Source organism: Pseudomonas sp. H26/SER47-MNA-CIBAN-0231, from assembly GCF_040310465.1.
GTDB classification, from domain to species: Bacteria; Pseudomonadota; Gammaproteobacteria; order Pseudomonadales; family Pseudomonadaceae; genus Aquipseudomonas; species Aquipseudomonas atacamensis.
This window is the reverse complement of the sequence record NZ_JBEOPW010000019.1, coordinates 1-18,790: the sequence shown is the minus strand read 5'-3', so window position 1 is coordinate 18,790 and position 18,790 is coordinate 1. Positions and strand designations below refer to the sequence as shown.

Sequence of the window (18,790 nt, the reverse complement as noted above, 5' to 3'; positions counted from 1 at the left end):
CGGCATTCCCACGCAGAGCGTGGGAACGATCAGTGCGGTGTCAGTGAGAGAGCTGATTGGCAAACTGCCCCACCGCATCCACCACTTTCTGCGCACCGTCCTGAATCTCGACAATCACCGTGCCCGCCTCCGCCGCCAGCGCCAGGCCCTGTTCAGCCTGAAGCTTGCCGTCGGTCATCAGCGCCACGGCATTGCGGGCCATTTCCTGGTTCTGCCGTACCACGCCGACGATTTCGTCCGTCGCCTGGCTGGTGCGCGAGGCCAGTTGCCGGACCTCGTCCGCGACCACGGCAAAACCACGGCCCTGCTCGCCGGCCCGGGCGGCTTCGATCGCGGCGTTGAGCGCCAGCAGGTTGGTCTGTTCGGCAATGCCGCTGATGGTTTTGACGATGGTGCCGATCACCAGCGACTGCTCGTTGAGCGCTTCGATTCCTTCGCCGGCGGCTTGCATGTGCCGCGACAAATCACGCATCACGTTGACCGCTTCGGTGACGACCGTGGTGCCCCGTTGTGCGGTGCTGTCGGTTTGTTGGGAGGTGATGTAAGCGATGCTCGCTGCGTCGGCAACCGCCTGCTCGCGGTTGACCTGATCGGTGATCACCGTGGCGAACTTCACCACTTTGTACAGTTTGTCGTTGGCATCAACCACCGGGTTGTAGGACGCTTCCAGCCACACCGTACGACCATGGCTGTCGATACGCTTGAAGCGGCCTGCGACGAATTCGCCGCTGTTCAAGCGCCGCCAGAAATTCTGATATTCGGCGCTGTTGTATTCTTCCGGTGCGCAGAAGGTGCGGTGATGTTTGCCTTTGATCTGCGCCAGGCTGTAACCCATGCCGTTGAGGAAGCGGTCATTGGCGCTGAGCACATTGCCGTTGAGATCGAATTCAATCACGGCGGTGGAGCGCACCAGCGCGCCGATCAGGTTCTCATGCTCGCGGGAGGCTTCGATGGTGCGGGTCAGGTCGCTGGCGTAGAAGGAAATGTGTCTGATCCGGCCATCGGACGAGCGCACCGGTTGCACGATGGAACGCAGCCACGCCTCGTCGCCATTGCCGCGCAACAGGCGCACGGCGCCGGCAAAATGCTCGCCACGGCTCATCGAGTTTTTGAAGCGCTGATGGAATTCGTCGGTTTTGACGTGGGCCGGCACGATGTCTTCAATTGCCCGGCCGACCAGGTCCTGGCTCTTGTAGAGCATTTCATCGAGAAAATTCTGGTTGACCGAACGAATCCGCCCGTCGGGCTCAAGGGTCAGCGCGAGCATTTCGCTTTCCAGGCTTTCCTTCACTTGTACAAGGCTGGAGAGTTCTTCGCGCAGAGCAGCCAGCTCTTGTTTCAAGCGTTTATTGAACATGGGAAAGCACCGATGGCAGGGTAGTTAGCGGATACAACCTAGCCATCGGCCTTGCACAGCTTTTCTGAAGCCAGCTCCAGACCCGTCAGTCGAAAATAATCCGGCGCTTGCGGATCAGGCAGCCCCGGCCGCCTGACACGGTCCGGTACGTGGCATGCGCGCACCGAAATACGCCGCCGTCACAATCCCCACAGCGCCCATCACGGCACAAAAGATCACGCAGACCCACGGGCTCCACGGCATCAGACCAATCAGCAGCAGCGGGGTGATACTTGCCCACGCCGCGTAGGCAATGTTGTAGGTGAAGGAAATGCCCGACACGCGAATCCGCGCCGGAAAAAGCCCGACCATCACCGAAGGCACCGCACCCACTACCCCGCAAGCCAGGCCGGCGACCGCATAGGCCATGCCGATCCAATGCCCGCCCATGATCAGGCAGCCATACAACACGCCAATGCCCAGCGGCAGTAACAAGCTGTAGAGCATGACCGTGCGCCAGGCGCCGATGCGGTCGACCAGCAGCCCGGCGATCACGCAGCCGATATTGAGGAAGACGATGCCCAGGGCACTGAGGCCGAAGGTGTGACTGGCGGTCATGCCGAAGGTTTTCTGCATCATGGTCGGGGTGATGACGACGAACACCACCACTGCCGAGGTGAGTACGCAGGTGAGCAACATGGCCGGCAGCATGGCCAGACGATGTTCGCGCAATACCGTGCGCAACGGCAGTTCGACTCGCGCCTCGCGTTGCGCTTCCATGGCCATGAACACCGGGGTTTCGCTGAGCCAGCGGCGCAGATAAACGCCCACCACGCCGAACACGCCGCCGAGCAGAAACGGATAGCGCCAGGCGTAATCGAGAATTTCGGCAGGCGTGAAAACCTGCGCGAGGAAGGTCGCGGTGAGTGCGCCGATCAAGTAACCGAAGGTCAGGCCGGCCTGCAGGAATCCGAGGGCGTAGCCGCGATGGCCGACAGGCGCATGCTCGGCGACGAACACCCAGGCACTTGGCACTTCGCCGCCCACCGCCGCGCCTTGCAGGATGCGCAGCGCCAGCAACAGCAAGGGTGCGAAATAGCCGATCTGCGCGTAGGTCGGCATGATCCCGATCAGCAGACACGGCAGGGCCATCATCAGGATGCTCAGGCTGAACACCTTTTTGCGGCCCAGGCGGTCGGCGAAATGCGCCATCAGAATCCCGCCCAGCGGCCGCGCCAGATAACCGGTGACGAAGATGCCGAAACTCTGCAGCAAACGCAGCCACTCGGGCATTTCCGGGGGGAAGAACAGCTGACTCAGAGTCAGTGCGAAGAATACGAAGATGATGAAATCGTAGATTTCCAGCACCCCGCCAAGCGCCGCAAGGGCGAGGGTCTTGTAGTCGGAGCGGCTGAACGGCGCCGGTCGGGCTGGAGAATTGGCAGTCATGACAAAGAACTCAGGCATCGGCAAAAACCAAGGCGCTCATGGTCTACGCAAAAGCGCGGATCGACAACCCGTCAGACCATAGTCTCGGTTTGCGAAAACCTGCTCAACAAAAGGGTGGCGCTTGATTTACTGTTAGCGCCTGTCTGCTGGGCCACAGCTTACAAAGCACGATGAATCCCTGTGGGAGCGAGCTTGCTCGCGAAGAGGCCGGTACATTCAACATCACTGTTGACTGACCTGACGCCTTCGCGAGCGAGCTCGCTCCCACAAGGTACGGTGACAATGCTGAAATTGTGGCCAGAGACCAAAATAACCATAAAAATCCGAGGTACTTCCCGTGGCCGTTGATATCGAAGATAGCCGCTCCGCGCGCTTTGCCCTGCGCTGTTCCAGTTTTGCCGAACGCTGGTTTCCCGATTCCTGGGTATTCGCCGCGCTGGCCGTGATCATCGTTGCGCTGGCCACTTTGGCCATGGGCGCCAAACCTACCGCTGCGGCGATGGCCTTCGGCGACGGCTTCTGGAGCCTGATCCCGTTCACCATGCAGATGGCCTTCGTGGTGATCGGCGGCTACGTCGTCGCCAGCTCTCCGCCCGCAGTCAAACTGATCGACAAACTGGCACGCATCCCGAAAAACGGCCGCTCCGCCGTGGCCTGGGTAGCGTTGATCTCGATGGTCGCCTCCCTGCTCAATTGGGGTCTGTCGCTGGTATTCGGCGGGCTGCTGGTACGCGCCCTCGCCCGCCGCACCGATCTGAAAATGGATTACCGCGCGGCCGGTGCTGCGGCATACCTTGGCCTTGGCGCGGTGTGGGCACTGGGCTTGTCATCGTCGGCCGCGCAGTTGCAGGCCAACCCCGGCAGCCTGCCGCCGTCGATCCTGTCGATCACTGGCGTAATCCCGTTCACCGAAACCATTTTTCTCTGGCAGTCCGGGGTCATGCTGCTGGCGCTGATCGTGATTTCGATCATCATCGCCTACGCCACCGCGCCCGGGCCGAACTCGGCACGCGACGCCAAGGCCTGCGGCATCGACCCGGCGTTCAACCTGCCGCCGCTGCAACCGCGCACTCGCCCCGGTGAATGGCTGGAACACAGCCCGTTGCTGATCATTGTGCTGGTGCTTCTGGCGGCGGGATGGCTGTTCCACGAGTTCTCGACCAAACCGGCGATTACCGCAATTTCCGGCCTGAACACCTATAACTTCCTGTTCATCATGCTCGGCGCGCTGTTGCACTGGCGCCCGCGCAGCTTCCTCGATGCGGTGGCCCGTGCGGTGCCGACCACCACTGGCGTGTTGATCCAGTTTCCGTTGTACGGCTCGATCGCCGCACTGATGACTACGGTCAAAGGCGCCGATGCGCAAACCCTCGCACATCACATCTCGACCTTCTTCGTCAGCATCGCCTCCCACGACACCTATGCGCTGCTGATGGGCGTCTATTCGGCGATTCTCGGTTTCTTCATCCCGTCCGGCGGCGGCAAATGGATCATCGAAGCGCCCTACGTGATGCAAGTCGCCAATGACCTGCAATACCACCTCGGCTGGGCAGTGCAGATCTACAACGCCGCCGAAGCCTTGCCGAACCTGATCAACCCGTTCTATATGCTGCCGCTGCTGGGCGTGCTCGGGTTGAAGGCGCGGGATCTGATCGGCTTTTCGTTCGTGCAACTGCTGGTGCACACGCCACTGGTGCTGCTGCTGTTGTGGGCGCTGGGGACGACATTGGCGTATACGCCGCCGGTGATGCCGTAGGTAGACTTTAATACGCCTGTCTGCGGACAGGCGTATTCAACCTTGAGCGGTCGGAAGGGACTTCAACAGTGCAGGCAACGCAACCTGAACGGTTTCCCAGACAACGTCCAGATTGATATCGAAATAACCGTGAGCAATTCGATTACGCATCCCACGCATGCTGCGCCACGGCACCTGCGCGTTTTCAACAGTGAACTCAGGGTAACGATCCATGATCTTGGTCGCTGCCTCTCCAATGATGATCAGGCTCATGATCACCGCTTGTTGCGTTCTCTTATCGTCAGCAAATTCATCTTTGTTCAGGCCCTCGACGAAGATAAGCGCATCGCTCGCGGCCTGACGAATATGTTCAAGATAATCATCTCGCCGGTTCTCGTTCATACGGGTCGCGCCTGATCAAGCACCTGCTGACGAAATTTCACTGGCAGGTCACCGGGCGTCAACACTTCGACTGCAACGCCCAGCAGGTCTTCAAGCTCAACCTGAAGTCCGCCCAGATCAAAAAGCGTCGTGCCGGGCAGCGGGTCAACCAACAGATCGAGATCGCTACCGTCCAGATCCGTCCCCAGCAATGCTGAACCAAATACACGCGGGTTGGCCACACGAAAGCGCCCGATCACTTCGCGGACGGCGGACCTTTGCATGTCGAGAGCAGTAGAAGGCTTCATGACTCACCCTTGGAAAATTCGATGTCGCTGCAGTCTAGCAGTGCGGACGCGCACCAGGCAGCGTGCTTGTTGGCACAGCCGTAACAATATGTGCGCTGCTTGGGTAATACCGCATTCAGGCAAGAATCCACACTCAACCGCTTTTCTGTCAAACACCTCTGATCCACTATGAAGCGCCCCCAAATCGAGGGGAACCCACGCTGAAAAGGATCTGAGCATGTTCAAACTCGCAGGCCTTACCCTCGTTGCACTGACACTAAGCGCCGCCGTCCACGCCGATGTCGACGTGAAACTGGGCAGCACCGAGCGCGTCACCCGCCTCTTCGCCTACCCCAACAATTGCAGCGTGATCTGCTTTCGCAACTGGACGCTGGAGCAGACCGTTGCTCACTACCTGAACCAGAGCGTACAGCGCGACGGTTACGCCGATGCCAAGGTGCTGGTGAAAAATGACAACGATCAGCTCTACGCCGAGATCACCGGGGTGCCGGACGACTATGACAAGCCGCTGTCGGCGTTGCTCGATGCCGGCGACCTGGCGTATGCCGGCGCCAGCAAGCTGAATGCCGATGGCAAGTGGGCCTACAGCTGGTATCTGTTCCTGCCGCTGGGCATGGCCCTGGAAAATCGCAAGAGCATCGAGTTGCTGCACTTCCCGCCTGATTACTCGCTGACCCAGGCGCAGGACTATCTGCGCTCGAACACCACCGATCGCTGGGCGACGTTGCTGACCGATAACGGCATCCCCGCCGGGCAGACGCCGGCCTATCAGACCATCATCGACATCGCGCCGATCGCCGCGCCGTCCAATGCCGGCGGGGATCTGGAGGACGTCTACGACTACTTCAAGGATTACCAGACCACGCTGGTCAAGCAGTTCAGCCAGACCGCCAGCGGCACGACGCTGCCGATGGTTGCGTTCGGGGCGCCGGTGCGCAACTGGATCAAGGAACAGTATGGGCCGACGGTGGGCGTATTGGGTCTGGCAAGCATCAGTCCAAGCGAAGGGGTGAATGTGCCGGTGCTCGGCTCGAATCATCCGAGCTATATCTGGTACGCCGCCGATCCGAAGAGCTATACCGGCGACGATGCCCAGGCCAAGGCTGACGCGGCGGGCCTTAAAGTCATGGGCCAGGATTTGAGCGCGGCTTGCTGGCAGGCCGGGATGGGCAGCAAGCCGGGCAGCGATGCGCAGGCCACGCTGAACAGTTGCACGCAAACATGGCAGGTGACGCAAAAGGTCAAAACCTGCGAGTTGTTCTACACCTCGATCCGCGACCTCAGCGCCGAACAAGCCGCCGCCAAGTGCGCCACGCCACGAATCAAGACACAACTGCAGCAGTTGAAAGCGCCACTGCCTGCGGCCGCCTTGCCCGCACCCGCTCTGTAATCGCTGCCGGAGCCCCCCGTGTCAGTCAATGCTGACGCGGGCCAGCGGTGATCGCGCCTGTCAGGTTTGACAGTAGACCGCTACCTTCAATTGCGCGACGCTTGGATCCAATCATGCCTCGCCTGGCGAGGCATGGGCACAACCCGGAGGCAACACTCAACAACAAGGATCGTTATGAACAATCAAGCCATGGGCCGGCACCTGCCGCGCGACACAGAAGGCATCTATCCGTTCGCCGGACTTCCGGTGCGGCTGGGCTTCCCATCCTGCCAGGACTTTCAGATTATCCACGACGAACGTGGCATGGCCACGGCAGTGGTCGCGCGCCGCGAATTTCTGCGTATCAGCCGAATGTGTCGGGTATCAGGGCAATTGCTGCCCTACCGCGGTCGACAGACCCGTCAGTTGCAAACCGGTATCCATGTTTACGATCCGCGCTTTTGCGGAGTGCTGGAACACGCCTGCGACCCGAATGCCTTTCTCGACATGAGCGAACTGTGGCTGTGGGCCTTGAAAGATATCCATAGCGGCGAGCGCCTGAGCATCGATTACGCATCGACCGAAGACAAACTGCTGCACCAGTTCGCCTGCGATTGCGGCTCGCCGCGCTGCCGTGGCTGGATCACCGGTTACGATGAGCACCCCACGCCTGAAGGCCAGCACTTTTTACAGCGCTGGCGTCACGCGGGGCGGGGTTGAGAGCGACGGTTACGGCGCGCCGACCGGGCGCAGACGATATTGCGGCGGCAATTGCTCGAAACCACTGATGGTGGTGTTCAGACTTTTCCAGCGGCCATCCTTGATCCCGTAGATGCAGCCGTGGATCGACAGCGGCTGTCCGCGATGCCAGGCGTTCTGGATGATGCTGGTGTGCGCGACGTTGGCCACTTGCTGGATCACGTTGAGTTCGCACATGCGGTCGACCTGCTCTTCTTCGGTCGCCAGCTTGGCCAGCTCTTCGCGTTTCTCGTAGTACAGATCGCGGATCGACCGCAGCCAGCCGTCGATCAAGCCGAACTGACGATCCTGCATCGAAGCACGCACGCCGCCGCAGCCGTAGTGGCCGGTGACGAGGATGTGTTTGACCTTGAGCACATCAACCGCGTACTGGATCACCGACAGGCAATTGAGGTCTGTGTGCAGCACGACATTGGCGACATTGCGGTGTACGAACAGATCGCCCGGCAGCATGCCGACGATTTCGTTGGCCGGTACGCGTGCGTCGGAGCAGCCGATCCATAGATATTCCGGGGTCTGCTGGCGCGCCAGTTTGGCGAAGAAGTCCGGGTCTTCCTTGGTGATCGCGTCAGCCCAACGCTCGTTGTTATCAATCAGGTCTTGTAGATCGTGCATGGATAAGGCCTCAAGAAAGATGCGCAGGTTTGATAGACGACCACCCGTCGAAGTCACGCCGCCAGCGCAAAGTGTTTTCGTTGGAATTCTCGCGCGCCCGGTGAGTCCACTCAGTAAGGCCCACACTATGAGGAATTGCCATGACTGATTCACGACGCCCTTATGATGCGGTGCAACCGGAACCCATCGATGATAACGAAGACCGCATGGGCTCGGTGCACGAGCTGGATTTCGACGACGAAGAGCCCAGCGCGAAAATCGGAGATGAACTGCCCGAGCGTGAACGCGAACAACTGATGCCGGCTGAGCGAGTGCGTGAGGCTGGCATGACCGGGGCTTCGGTGGATGATCATCAGCCGACCGACGATGACCTGAGTCCGGAAACGTTGATTCGCGAGGATGGTGCGCGCGATGCCGAGGAAGTCGGCGAGGGTAATCAGGCGGATTGGGATCTGAGCGTGGTCGATGAAAATGACATCGGCGGCGGTGACGGGCTGGATGAGGCGGAACTGGCGGATCTGGATCCGCTGGATGGCAAGCGGAGATAAGAGGCGCCTGATCTGACGCGTTCGCGAGCAGGCTCGCTCCCACAGGGTTCAGGGATGGTTACAGAATCAAATGTGGGAGCGAGCCTGCTCGCGAAGCTTTCAAGGTCGATCAGTCAACCAGGGTACAGGCCATCACCACCGCATCTTCACGCCCACCCACCGCCGGATAATAATCACGACGCCGGCCAATCTCGTTGAAGCCATAACGCTCATACAACCTGAACGCAGCCGTGTTGCTGTCGCGCACTTCGAGAAAGCACTCCCGAGCCTCGGCCGCATAGGCACGCGACATCAAATGCTCAAGCAACGTCAGGCCCAACCCGCGCCCCTGATTTTCCGGCTTGACGGTGATATTGAGCAGGTGCGCCTCATCAAGAATGATCTGCACCACACCGTGGCCCACCTGCTGCTGCCCTTCGAACATCAGCCAGATCTGGTATTTGCCCAGGCCATCGAGAAAGATGCCCCGGGTCCACGGATGGCTGTACGCGGCGTATTCGATCTTCAACACAGCGTCCAGGTCCGCCTCGGTCATCGGGCGAAAGGTTACAGCCTCACTCATCGGATTGTTTCCAGCGCGCCATCAGCCGACGCATGGCTTGCCACACAGCGGCCTTGCGCTGTGGCTCTTCCATTAACAGTTCCAGACCGGGAATCGCCCAGGCCAGGCCCAAACCTTCGATCTGCAATTCACTATTGAACGCTTCGGCGTCCGCTTCCCCGGCAAATTTCACCGCCGGCAGGCCGATCAGCCACAGACAGGCGCAGGGCGCCGCTTCCATCTGCACCGAGAGGAAGCCTTGCACGAAGTCGCGCGCCGCTTCCGGGCCCTGATCCAGCGTGCCGCGATTGAGCCACGGCCAGCGCACAGGTTCGCCGACGATTTGCGGCGCATCCGGCAGACCGGCGGCGCGCAGCATGTCCTTGAGCAGCAGGTAGGCCGGATCGCGACTCTGAAACGCTTCACCTGTGGGTAACTCGACCAGCAGCAGGCAGCGCCCGGCGCGCAGCAGTTGCAGGGCGAAACGCGGTGGCGGCACTGGCGCTGGCTTGACCACCACCGGCGTCTCGTCGACTTCTTCCACCGGTTTGGCGCCGTTGCGGGTACTGGCCAGCGACGGACGCGGCACCTCGATTTTCGGTCGCTCGGCCTGACGTGCGGCAGGCTGCGCCGGTGCTTCAGCCAGAGGCGCCGGAGCAACCGGCACCTCAAGCTCAGGCTCGGGCATCTCCAGCAGCTCGGGCCGCGAAGGCGCGGCGAAAGGCAGTTCGGTGCGCGGCAGCCAGTTGACCACCTGCATGGCGTTCAAATAGGCGCGGCGGCGGGACTCGATAAGCAAAGGTCGGCCACTTGTGGATAACGGAAAGTGCGCTGATTCTACCGCCCTTCGCACAAGATCGCTCGCTGTTGATCGATACCCCGCGCTGCGCTGCGCCGCTGCCCTTTGGGCAAAGAATGCGACAGCCCGTCCCGAGAGTGAATCGCCGCGCCTTTGATGCAGTACAATCGCCGCTTTTAATCGCCAACCAGCCGGCCATTCCGATGATCGAACCCAAGCGCGTCTTGCGCGCCCTCGCTGAACACTGGGCACTTCTGGAGCCACTGTGCGAGCACTTCGACCAAGGCACCCTGAGCCTCAACGAACTGCGCACGCAACTGGCCGCCCAACAACTCGACAGCACGCCGCAGGACATCACCAGCCTGCTCGACGTGTGGATTCGCCTCGATATTCTGGTTCCGGTGGCGAAAAGCCCGAACCGTTTCGAGCTCAACGCGCAGATCCACGACTTCCTCGCCTATCTGCGCCGCGAACACCGCCTCGGTCTGTGCCTGGAAATCGAAGCCTACTTGCGTCACCTTGAGCGTCTGGCCGGTTATATCCAGGACGCTTTCGACGTTCGTGATGGCAACGATCTGGCGCGCCAGCTGCGCTTGCTCGACATGCGCGTGCGCGACGTACTGAAGAAACTCGACAACGATGAACAGGCCCTGGTGGCAGTCGCCGAACGGGCGAAGACCAGCGACCGGCAGATTCCGCTGCGTCAGCGTTACGCCGAAGTACTGGCGACGTGGGACGAATACGTCGAGCCGATGATCGATCTGGTCAACGCCGACGGCGCCTTCGAACAAGGCGTGCGCAAGGTCGAAACGGTGCTACTGAAGATGCTCAGCGAACAGCAGCGCCTCGGCCATCTGGTCGATGACGACATGCTCCTGCGCACCCACGCGCGCATCCTCGAAATGCAGACCAGCGCGCAACTGACCCTGCGCCATGCCCGCGAACTGCTGCTGCCGTTGCGTGAAGAAGCGCGTCGGCATAACGCCGTGACCCGTGGCGCCGCACTGGCGCTGGCGGCGATCCGGCGTAAAGGCATCGACGCCGTGCCGCAAGCGGCGATGCCGCTGTTCACCCGCCCACAGAGCACTTTCCTGGGCAGCGCCAGTCAGGTCGAAGCCTACGTTTATGCGCTGGCGCGTTTCGAGCCGAAACCGGCGCGCTTCCCCAAGGCGCACAAAACCCAGAAGGCGGGCGACGCTCCACGTGCACCGCGCACCGTGCGCGAGATGGTCGATCGTTGCGAAGAATCGCTGCCGATGCCGGATCTGATGACCTGGCTGCTGGAGCAGGAACCGGACGGCGCCACCGACGAGTTGCTTTACTGGTTCTCGCGCCTGTCGCGGGAAAAACGCTTCAAGCGCGAGCGTCTGGAACGCCGCGAATACCACACTCACGAGCACCAGGTCAGCCTGCGCTCCTTCGCCCTGCTCTCGGCCAGCGACACCGCCGCCGAGGATTCTGCGAGCATCCCAAATGCATCTTGATCTTTCCGAACTGTCGCAACTGGCGCCGATCTTCCGCGAGTTGTTCAAGGGTTACCACGTCAGCCGCCGTGATCCCGAGCTGTACGCACAACTGTCGAATTTCCAGGACCAGTACCGCACGCTGTTCAAGGCGCTGGGCTTTGAACTGGTCTGCGACACCCGTGGTTTCTACTACTTCGTGCCGGACATGGCCGCAGCAGCGGTGAACAAGACCGCCCAGCGTCTGGCGCTGTTCACCTTCATCCTCGTCGAGCACCTGGCCGATCAGGGCCGCGACCCGATCGCCGTGCTCGACGGCGGCAGCCTCGGCCGCGAAGAATTGCCGTCGCTGCTGGACAAGTACCGCGACCTGTTCATCCAGGCCGAAGTGCAGACCGTCGAAGAACTCGAGGAAAAAATCATGCGCCGCATGACCCAGCTTGGTTTTGCCGGCGAAGAAAACGGCGTCTACCGCTTCCTGCCGCCGATGCACCGTTTCCTCGACGTGTGCCTGTCGGTACAACAGGACCGCGACCTGGCAGCCAGCGTCCACAGCGTTCTGCCGCTGCCGGCGCCGGTGCTGATCGACGAAGAAGCCGAAGCGAAATTCCTCGAAACCGACGATCCGCTCGATCTTTCCGAATTTGAAGAAGAAAGCGAAGAAGACGCACTGGCCCGCGCCATTGCCGAAGAACAGGAGTCCGATGCATGAGCCAGGAACGCTACGGCATCCGCCGCTTTGCCCTTTTGAACACCGCCGGTTACAGCCTCGGTCTGTTCCCGCTGGAAGAACCGTTGTCGGTTTACGGCGCGAACAACCTCGGTAAATCAGCGTCGATCAACGCCTTGCAGTTTCCGATTCTGGCGCGCATGTCGGACATGAGTTTCGGCAAGTACAGCCTGGAACAATCGCGGCGCTTCTACTTCGCCTCCGACACCAGTTACATCCTCGTCGAAGTCAACCTGCCCCACGGCCCCCACGTGATCGGCGTGGTCGGTCGCGGCCCGGGCGGCGGTTTCGGGCACCAGTTCTTCGCCTACGCCGGCAAGCTCGATCTGGCGCATTACCAGAAAAACGACACCTGCCTGCGCCAGAAAGAACTGTTCAGCAATCTCGAAAAAGAAGGCCTGAAGGCTTACGAACTCAAGCCGGATGAGCTGCGCCGCTTGCTGGTTGGCGGCCATACGTCGATCCCGCTCGACTTGACGCTGATCCCGCTGCGCTCCACCAGCGAGCAGAGCCTGAAGACATTCCGCGCATTGTTCATCAACCTGCTGCACATGCGCGAAATCACCGCGGCCAAGCTCAAGCAACTGTTCCTCGATGCTTTCGAGCACAGCCTGCGTTCCGGCAGCGTCGACTACATCGCCGCGTGCGAAGAAGCTTTCCGCGATGTGCGGCGCATGGAGCAGGACTACAACTCGCTGGTCGCCGCTGGCCCATTGGTTGAAGCGCTGGCCAACGGCGTGAAACAGCGCGATGTGCTGCGCGGCAAACTGCATCGCCTGTCGCCGCTGCTCGATTCCTTGCTCGGCACCTGGTCGGATTACGCCACGGCGCGCAAGGAAGAGCTGACCATCCAGGCCGAGCACTACCGCCGCGAGCAGGACGATCTGCAAAACGATCAGCGCGGCGGCACCCAGGAACTGATGCGTCTGGAGCGGGAAATTTCCGGTATACAGCGCTGGCTCGGCGAGTTGTCGGTGCTGAAGAACCGCTTCGCCCTGGTCGATGACGTCAAAGTGCTCGAGCAACAATTGCTCGCGGCCAAGGATGCACACGACGAACTGGCCGGTGCCTTGGCGCAGTCGCGTCAGTTCAGTGCCGAAGATCTCGAAGAGCGTCTGCGCGATCTGGAAAAACGCCTGAAGTCAGTGAAGCAACAACTCGATCACGCCGACAACAACAGCTACGCCCGCCTGCGCGAAGAGTTCTCGCAACAGGACGTCGAGCGTCTGATGCGTCTGTTCAACAGCGCGCTGTTCAGCCTGCCGCTGGGCGAACATGGCATCACCCTCGACGAGAATGGCGAGTGGGTCAAATCCGTGGAGCTGATTCTTGACGGCTTCAAGGGCGAGCGCTTCGAAGTGCCGGGCCTGTCGATCGACATCTCGCACATTGAGCCGCCTGCCTTGCAGGCTCTGGCTGACCGCGCCGCGTTGCGCGATCAGAAGGAGCGTCTGGAAAAAGAGCTCAAGCAACTGAAAACCCAGCAGGCCGTGGCCGCCGACCGCGCCGCGAGCAAGACCCAGACCGAAGCGCTGTACCAGCAGGTGCTGGACGCGCAGAAGGCGCTGGAAGATTTCCGTCGCACCCAGACCCTGAGCGCCGAAGAAAGCGACAAGCTCGAGCAACTGGCGCAGATGGAAGCCGCGCAGGACGAACTCAAGCGCTCCAGCGATGCGTTCACCGAGCGCGTCCAGCAACTGTCGGCCAAGCTGCAACTGGTCGGCCGGCAGATCGCCGACATGGAAGCCAAGCAGCGCACCCTCGACGACGCGCTGCGCCGTCGTCAGTTGCTGCCAGCGGACCTGCCGTTCGGAACGCCGTTCATGGATCCGGTCGATGACTCGATGGACAACCTGCTGCCGCTGCTCAACGACTATCAGGATAGCTGGCAGGGTCTGCTGCGCGCCGATGGGCAGATCGAGGCGCTGTACGCGCAGGTGCGTTTGAAAGGTGTGGCCAAGTTCGACAGCGAAGACGACATGGAGCGGCGTCTGTCGCTGCTGATCAACGCTTACGCACACCGTACCGATGAAGCCCTGACCCTCGGCAAGGCGCGGCGCGCGGCGGTCACCGACATCGCCCGCACTCTGCGCAACATCCGCAGCGACTACGACAGCCTCGAGCACCAACTGGCGCTGTTCAACCGCGAGATCAACAAGCGTCAGGTTTCCAACCTGCAGAGCTTCCGCATCGTCCTCGCGCCGAACAAGGAAGCGCTCAAGCACATCGACCAGATCATCCACAGCGCCGGCCAGTATGAGGAAGGCGAAACCCTGTCGGTGTTTGACCTCAGCCAGAGCGCCGAGCAGGACAACAAGAACGAAGAGGCCAAGGAATACCTCGCGCGGCTGGTGGCAGCGAACCACAACCAGCTCGGCCTCAAGGACTTGTTTGAACTGGCCTTCGAGATCACCAAGGTCAACGGCCAACCGGTGATCCACACCGATATCGACGGCGCGGCGTCCAACGGTACGACCATGACCATCAAGGCGCTTACCAACATGTACTTGTTGCTGCACTTGATGGATCGCGATCTGGCCGGCCGCGTGCGTTTGCCGTACTACCTCGACGAGGCGGCGGATATCGACGAGAAGAACCAGGCGGCGCTGCTGGAAACCAGTCTGCAACTGGGCTTCGTGCCGATTCTGGCGAGTGTGAAGCCGCAGGTCTGCGCCAGTGTCGCAATCGACCTGGAAGGCGGCAGCGGCCCGGCCGGGATCTACATCGATGAGGCGGACTGGAAGTACATCCGTCGCCATGATGTGGTCAAGGCCACGCTGAATGTGCAGGCCGATGAGCCGGAGCTGGATGCGGTTTGATCGGCTTTAGCTGAAGGCAAAAAAAGGGCCGCGATCTGATGGGATCGCGGCCCTTTTTTATCGCCTGGATTTTGTGTTGATTTGGCTGGCCCCTTCGCGAGCAGGCTCGCTCCCACAATTGGAATGCGTTCCCCTGTGGGAGCGAGCCTGCTCGCGAAGGCGTCTCAACAGACGCTGCTATTTACCAAGCTGAATCTTCGGCGCCCAGGTCAGCCATTCATCCTCGAATTTGTCGAACAACGGGAACGTCTGCTCGGCCCGCGCCGGGTTGCCCATGCGTTCACCGTCCGGGGTGGCGAAGGCAATGCCACCCTGAATCAGCGTCTCCAGCGATTCGGTGCGCACCGTCACGCCTTTGAACAAGCCGTAATCGAAGCCCACGCCGCTGGTATTCCAGAAACGGCTGCCGCTGCGCACCAGAGGCGCGTACTTCGGCTCGATCAGAATGTGCACCAACACACGGTCAGCGGTCTGGCCCAATTCATAACCAGTGACCTTGCCGACCGTGATTTCGCGGTAGGTCACTGGCACACCCGGCTTCAACGAACCGCGACGTGCGGCGCTCAACACCAGACTCAAACCGGCTTCCTGCTTGGTGACTTCCGGCGCCTCGGCCAAGGCAACGAAGTTCTTCTGCGGGCCAAGATTCTTCGCCGCCGGCTGGACTTCGATGTATTTACCGGTGACCAGCGTTTCCAGATTCTGCGTCTTGATCAGGCCCAGTTCCGGCTTGACCACCCAGAATTGACTGCCGACTCGGGCGATCTTTTCCGGTACTTCGGTGATGCGTGCGGTGAGGATTACCGACTGCATGTCATCGGTCAGATCAACGCTTTCAATCTTGCCGACATCCAGCCCCTTGAAACGTACCGGCGTACCGCTGCTCAAGCCGTCAGCGCGATCAACCTTGATCGTCACTACCGCACCTTTCTTGTTTGCCTCATCGTGGTCGGCGAACAGACGGAAGCGCGGGATGCGTTTCTTCAACGGCGCATTGGCTTGCGGCGTTTCGAACGCGATACCGCCGGCCATCAGGGTTTGCAGGGATTCACTCTTGACCTGAATGCCCCCGGTCAAGCCACCGGTGAGGGTAATGCCGCTGACGTTCCAGAAGCGCGTCGAGGCGTTGACCAGGTTTTCGTATTCCTTCTCGATGTGCACGCCAATGACCAGTTGTTTCTTGGTTCTGGAGAACTGGTAGCTCTGCACCGAACCGACCTTGACCTGCTTGTACAGAATCGGACTGCCGACATCGATCGAACCCAGCGAATCGGTAAACAACACCAGATGCAGGCCCGGCGATCGCAGATCCAGCGGTGGTGCTTTCGGTCGCGCTTCGAACTCGCGCTTTGGCGCGGCGCCTTTATCGCCCGGGCGCACGGCGATGTAATTACCTTTCACCAGCGCTTCCAGGCCGGTAATACCCGCCAGGGAAATCGAAGGCTTGACCACCCAGAACTGCGTGCCCTCAACCAGATAGTCTTCGGCCAAAGGATCAAGGGTCAGCTCGGCGGTGGCGCTGTTCAGGTCCGGATCGACCTTCAGCGCTTTCAGGTTGCCGACCTGAATGCCTTTGTACATCACCGGTGTGCGACCGGCCTGCAGGCCCTCGAAATCACTGAGTTTGACCTTCACGCGAATTCCGGCAGCGGCGGCGTCGAAGTCTTCATACAGACGGAATGGCAGGCTCGGATCGGTCGCCGGACTGTCCTTGCGATTCTCCGGCGTGGCGAAGGCGATACCACCGGCGACGATGCTGGCCAGGGATTCACTGCGCACTTTCACGCCGGACAGGTTAGCGTCGATGCTGATGCCGCTGGCGTTCCAGAAACGAGTATGTTTGCGCACCAGTTTGGCGTAGGTCGGCTCGATGAACACTTTCAGTTCAACGGTGCTCTGATCCTCGGACAGCACGTAGCTTTTGACCTGACCGACCTTGATCTGCTTGTAGAACACCGGGCTGCCGCGATTCAACGAGCCGAGGCGATCGGCCTTGATGGTCAGATGCAGACCGGGCTTGGCGTCGGACAGCGGCGGTTCTTCGGCGAGTGCCTTGAACTTGCGCACCGGCTCGCCTTCACCGGGACTGATCGCGACATAGTTACCCGAGACCAATGTCTCCAGACCAGTGATACCGGCCAGGGTCACGCTCGGTTTGACCAGCCAGAACCGCGTGCTGGTCTTCAGGTATTGCTCGACGTCCTTGTTCATTTCGATAGTGGCGATCACTCCTTTGGAGTTGCCTTCATCGTCGAGCTTGAGCGTCTTGACCTTGCCGACCGGCATGCCTTTATAGACCACTTCGGTCTTGTTGGCCTGGATGCCTTCGCCGCTTTCGAAGCGCACCTGAATTTCGATACCGGTCTCGGAATAAGCACGCCAGCCGAGCCAGCCGCCGATGATCAGCGCGATCAGAGGCAGCACCCAAATGGCCGACCAGTTCGAAGCCGGTCGGGTTTTCGCTACAGGCAAATCAGTCATGGTCGTCGTCCGACTCCGTGTTATCCCAAATCAGTCGGGGATCGAAAGTTACTGCGGCGAGCATCGTCAGAATCACCACAGAGGCAAAGGCGACGGCGCCCAAATTGGCTTCGACACTGGCTATACGGCCGAAGTTAACGACCGCCACGAGAATGGCGATCACGAAAATATCGAGCATCGACCAGCGGCCAATGAACTCGATGAATCGGTACATCCAGATGCGCTGACGGGCCGACAATGGCTGCCGGCGCTGCACTGAAAACAGCAACAACGCGATGCCGACCAGTTTGAACGTGGGCACCAGAATACTGGCGATGAACACCACGCTCGCGATTGGAATCATGCCGTGCTGCACCAGTTCAATCACGCCGGACATGATGGTGCTCGGCTCACCCTGGCCCAGAGAGCTGACCGTCATGATCGGCAAGACGTTGGCCGGAATATAGATAATGGCTGCCGTGATCAACAGCGCCCAGGTGCGGGTCAGGCTGTTAGGGCGGCGAGCGTGAACCTGCGCGCCGCAGCGGGTACAGCTTTGCTCATCGACGTCAGCTTCCTGCTTGTTCAGTTCGTGGCATTCGGCGCACACCAGAATGCCCGCATCAATCGCCCGCATGGGCATCCTCTCCTGATAATGCCTGCCAGATCTGATGCGGTGACATCACCACCTCCAGCCAGACTTGTACCAACAACAAGCCAATGAAACATGCCAGCCCGAGGCCGACGGTGATGGCCGCCATGTCCGCCAGCTTCACGATCGCGACGAGGACGCCCATGAGGTAGACCTCGAGCATGCCCCAGTCTCTGAGGTGGTGGTAAATACGATAGAGCAGCAAACCGTAGCTTCGGCCGACATCGAAACGAATCGTCAGTAACACAAACAGCTGGCACAGCAACTTGAGCAACGGTATCGCCATACTGCAAAGGAAGACGACAATCGACACTCCTTGCATGTCAGTATTGAACAGACCGACCACGCCACTCCAGACCGTATCCTGCGAAGTTTGCCCGAGGATATTGAGTTGCATGATGGGTAAAAAGTTTGCCGGTACGTAAAGTAATAACGCGGCAATCACTAGGGCGAGGCTGCGCTGCACCACGTTATGGCGGTGGGCGTACAACTCATAACCACAACGCGGGCATAGGGCCTTTTCACCATGGGCAAGTGTCGGCTTGCGCATTAGCAGGTCGCACTCGTGGCAGGCTATCAAGTCTTCCAGCGGTAAATCTGACAGCCCGGGGGCGTCAACCGATTCTGACATACAGGCTCTGACTCCGATAAAGATGGGGCTATTCTAGTGTTCTGCTTCGAAAATAACTGTGCAATTTTGTTCGCCATAGCGCTGAAAACTTTCTCGCAGGCAAAACAAAACCCCAACCGCTTTCGCAATTGGGGTTTCGGAATTTAATCTTGACGATGACCTACTCTCACATGGGGAAACCCCACACTACCATCG

16 protein-coding genes and 2 pseudogenes are annotated in these 18,790 nt (G+C 60.3%); 7 read left to right on the top strand and 11 right to left on the bottom strand.

Features of this window, described 5'->3' with window-relative positions; all coding sequences use genetic code 11:
* Positions 1–40: 40 nt before the first annotated feature.
* From AAEZ10_RS28035 to AAEZ10_RS22805, 3 genes and pseudogenes are all read right to left on the bottom strand, one after another.
* Positions 41–475 (bottom strand): annotated as a pseudogene (locus AAEZ10_RS28035) (methyl-accepting chemotaxis protein); the annotation flags it as partial.
* 105 nt (positions 476–580) lie between these two features.
* Positions 581–1,267, bottom strand: a pseudogene (locus AAEZ10_RS28030) (PAS domain-containing protein); the annotation flags it as partial.
* Positions 1,268–1,471: 204 nt separating this feature from the next.
* Positions 1,472–2,785 carry an MFS transporter gene (locus AAEZ10_RS22805; protein WP_350571108.1) on the bottom strand — a complete coding sequence of 438 codons (1,314 nt, stop codon included), beginning with the start codon at positions 2,783–2,785 and terminating at the stop codon, positions 1,472–1,474.
* A 337-nt stretch (positions 2,786–3,122) separates the two neighbouring features.
* On the opposite strand from AAEZ10_RS22805, the gene AAEZ10_RS22800 reads away from it, so the two are divergent.
* On the top strand, positions 3,123–4,541 hold the full coding sequence (locus AAEZ10_RS22800) for a short-chain fatty acid transporter (RefSeq protein WP_016773194.1): 1,419 nt from the start codon (positions 3,123–3,125) through the stop codon (positions 4,539–4,541).
* Positions 4,542–4,577: 36 nt separating this feature from the next.
* Here the strand turns inward: AAEZ10_RS22800 and AAEZ10_RS22795 are convergent, their stop codons facing one another.
* Positions 4,578–4,922, bottom strand: a complete 345-nt coding sequence (locus AAEZ10_RS22795) for a HepT-like ribonuclease domain-containing protein (RefSeq protein ID WP_110646143.1) — start codon at positions 4,920–4,922, stop codon at positions 4,578–4,580.
* On the bottom strand, positions 4,919–5,209 hold the full coding sequence (locus AAEZ10_RS22790) for a nucleotidyltransferase family protein (RefSeq protein ID WP_042609686.1): 291 nt from the start codon (positions 5,207–5,209) through the stop codon (positions 4,919–4,921). The genes AAEZ10_RS22795 and AAEZ10_RS22790 overlap by 4 nt, the downstream gene beginning before the upstream one ends.
* A 217-nt stretch (positions 5,210–5,426) precedes the next feature.
* On the opposite strand from AAEZ10_RS22790, the gene AAEZ10_RS22785 reads away from it, so the two are divergent.
* Both AAEZ10_RS22785 and AAEZ10_RS22780 read left to right on the top strand, forming a co-directional pair.
* The gene (locus AAEZ10_RS22785; RefSeq protein ID WP_350571105.1) at positions 5,427–6,599 is read left to right on the top strand and encodes a hypothetical protein; all 1,173 of its coding nucleotides are present in this window, start codon (positions 5,427–5,429) and stop codon (positions 6,597–6,599) included.
* 174 nt (positions 6,600–6,773) lie between these two features.
* Positions 6,774–7,298 (top strand): SET domain-containing protein, encoded by a 525-nt coding sequence (locus AAEZ10_RS22780; RefSeq protein ID WP_350571103.1) that lies wholly within the window; start codon positions 6,774–6,776, stop codon positions 7,296–7,298.
* Positions 7,299–7,307: 9 nt separating this feature from the next.
* Here AAEZ10_RS22780 and can read toward each other — a convergent pair whose 3' ends face one another.
* Positions 7,308–7,952 carry a carbonate dehydratase gene (gene can / locus AAEZ10_RS22775; RefSeq protein ID WP_039761245.1) on the bottom strand — a complete coding sequence of 215 codons (645 nt, stop codon included), beginning with the start codon at positions 7,950–7,952 and terminating at the stop codon, positions 7,308–7,310.
* A gap of 140 nt (positions 7,953–8,092) precedes the next feature.
* Between can and AAEZ10_RS22770 the strand changes: the two genes are divergently transcribed.
* The gene (locus AAEZ10_RS22770; RefSeq protein ID WP_024014311.1) at positions 8,093–8,500 is read left to right on the top strand and encodes a hypothetical protein; all 408 of its coding nucleotides are present in this window, start codon (positions 8,093–8,095) and stop codon (positions 8,498–8,500) included.
* A gap of 109 nt (positions 8,501–8,609) precedes the next feature.
* Here the strand turns inward: AAEZ10_RS22770 and rimI are convergent, their stop codons facing one another.
* Together rimI and AAEZ10_RS22760 are read right to left on the bottom strand one after the other, a co-directional pair.
* The gene (rimI, locus tag AAEZ10_RS22765; protein ID WP_076564123.1) at positions 8,610–9,062 is read right to left on the bottom strand and encodes a ribosomal protein S18-alanine N-acetyltransferase; all 453 of its coding nucleotides are present in this window, start codon (positions 9,060–9,062) and stop codon (positions 8,610–8,612) included.
* Positions 9,055–9,801, bottom strand: coding sequence for an energy transducer TonB (locus tag AAEZ10_RS22760; RefSeq protein WP_073473544.1), 747 nt, complete (start codon positions 9,799–9,801; stop codon positions 9,055–9,057). Before AAEZ10_RS22760 ends, rimI begins: the two co-directional genes overlap by 8 nt.
* Positions 9,802–10,043: 242 nt before the next feature.
* Here AAEZ10_RS22760 and mksB point away from each other — a divergent pair, with 242 nt between their 5' ends.
* From mksB to mksF, 3 genes are read left to right on the top strand one after another with little or no spacing between them, the layout of a single operon-like run.
* Complete coding sequence (gene mksB / locus AAEZ10_RS22755) at positions 10,044–11,324, top strand: Mks condensin complex protein MksB (protein ID WP_160768349.1); 1,281 nt, start codon at positions 10,044–10,046, stop codon at positions 11,322–11,324.
* A complete protein-coding gene (gene mksE, locus AAEZ10_RS22750) occupies positions 11,314–12,015 on the top strand; it encodes an Mks condensin complex protein MksE (protein ID WP_016773189.1) in 702 nt (233 codons plus the stop codon). Before mksB ends, mksE begins: the two co-directional genes overlap by 11 nt.
* A complete protein-coding gene (mksF, locus tag AAEZ10_RS22745) occupies positions 12,012–14,852 on the top strand; it encodes an Mks condensin complex protein MksF (RefSeq protein WP_041480021.1) in 2,841 nt (946 codons plus the stop codon). The genes mksE and mksF overlap by 4 nt, the downstream gene beginning before the upstream one ends.
* A 177-nt stretch (positions 14,853–15,029) precedes the next feature.
* On the opposite strand, the gene AAEZ10_RS22740 is transcribed toward mksF, so the two are convergent.
* Genes AAEZ10_RS22740 through AAEZ10_RS22730 form a run of 3 tightly spaced genes read right to left on the bottom strand, consistent with a single transcriptional unit; the run spans position 15,030 to position 18,595 of the window.
* Positions 15,030–17,333 carry a PqiB family protein gene (locus tag AAEZ10_RS22740; RefSeq protein ID WP_016773187.1) on the bottom strand — a complete coding sequence of 768 codons (2,304 nt, stop codon included), beginning with the start codon at positions 17,331–17,333 and terminating at the stop codon, positions 15,030–15,032.
* The gene (locus AAEZ10_RS22735) at positions 17,326–17,949 is read right to left on the bottom strand and encodes a paraquat-inducible protein A (protein WP_110646137.1); all 624 of its coding nucleotides are present in this window, start codon (positions 17,947–17,949) and stop codon (positions 17,326–17,328) included. Before AAEZ10_RS22735 ends, AAEZ10_RS22740 begins: the two co-directional genes overlap by 8 nt.
* Positions 17,936–18,595: a paraquat-inducible protein A gene (locus AAEZ10_RS22730; RefSeq protein ID WP_073473550.1), complete on the bottom strand. Its 660-nt coding sequence runs from the start codon at positions 18,593–18,595 to the stop codon at positions 17,936–17,938. Before AAEZ10_RS22730 ends, AAEZ10_RS22735 begins: the two co-directional genes overlap by 14 nt.
* Between the last annotated feature and the right edge of the window lie 195 nt (positions 18,596–18,790).

What these genes read in the sequence shown, in the direction of transcription:
- can (WP_039761245.1), bottom strand. Translation starts at nt 7,952, where the DNA reads ATGCACGATCTACAAGACCTGATTGATAACAACGAGCGTTGGGCTGAC.
- AAEZ10_RS22770 (WP_024014311.1), top strand. Translation starts at nt 8,093, where the DNA reads ATGACTGATTCACGACGCCCTTATGATGCGGTGCAACCGGAACCCATC.
- mksF (WP_041480021.1), top strand. Translation starts at nt 12,012, where the DNA reads ATGAGCCAGGAACGCTACGGCATCCGCCGCTTTGCCCTTTTGAACACC.
- rimI (WP_076564123.1), bottom strand. Translation starts at nt 9,062, where the DNA reads ATGAGTGAGGCTGTAACCTTTCGCCCGATGACCGAGGCGGACCTGGAC.
- AAEZ10_RS22730 (WP_073473550.1), bottom strand. Translation starts at nt 18,595, where the DNA reads ATGTCAGAATCGGTTGACGCCCCCGGGCTGTCAGATTTACCGCTGGAA.
- mksE (WP_016773189.1), top strand. Translation starts at nt 11,314, where the DNA reads ATGCATCTTGATCTTTCCGAACTGTCGCAACTGGCGCCGATCTTCCGC.
- AAEZ10_RS22780 (WP_350571103.1), top strand. Translation starts at nt 6,774, where the DNA reads ATGAACAATCAAGCCATGGGCCGGCACCTGCCGCGCGACACAGAAGGC.
- AAEZ10_RS22760 (WP_073473544.1), bottom strand. Translation starts at nt 9,801, where the DNA reads ATGCAGGTGGTCAACTGGCTGCCGCGCACCGAACTGCCTTTCGCCGCG.
- AAEZ10_RS22795 (WP_110646143.1), bottom strand. Translation starts at nt 4,922, where the DNA reads ATGAACGAGAACCGGCGAGATGATTATCTTGAACATATTCGTCAGGCC.
- AAEZ10_RS22785 (WP_350571105.1), top strand. Translation starts at nt 5,427, where the DNA reads ATGTTCAAACTCGCAGGCCTTACCCTCGTTGCACTGACACTAAGCGCC.
- AAEZ10_RS22740 (WP_016773187.1), bottom strand. Translation starts at nt 17,333, where the DNA reads ATGACTGATTTGCCTGTAGCGAAAACCCGACCGGCTTCGAACTGGTCG.
- mksB (WP_160768349.1), top strand. Translation starts at nt 10,044, where the DNA reads ATGATCGAACCCAAGCGCGTCTTGCGCGCCCTCGCTGAACACTGGGCA.
- AAEZ10_RS22790 (WP_042609686.1), bottom strand. Translation starts at nt 5,209, where the DNA reads ATGAAGCCTTCTACTGCTCTCGACATGCAAAGGTCCGCCGTCCGCGAA.
- AAEZ10_RS22805 (WP_350571108.1), bottom strand. Translation starts at nt 2,785, where the DNA reads ATGACTGCCAATTCTCCAGCCCGACCGGCGCCGTTCAGCCGCTCCGAC.
- AAEZ10_RS22735 (WP_110646137.1), bottom strand. Translation starts at nt 17,949, where the DNA reads ATGCGGGCGATTGATGCGGGCATTCTGGTGTGCGCCGAATGCCACGAA.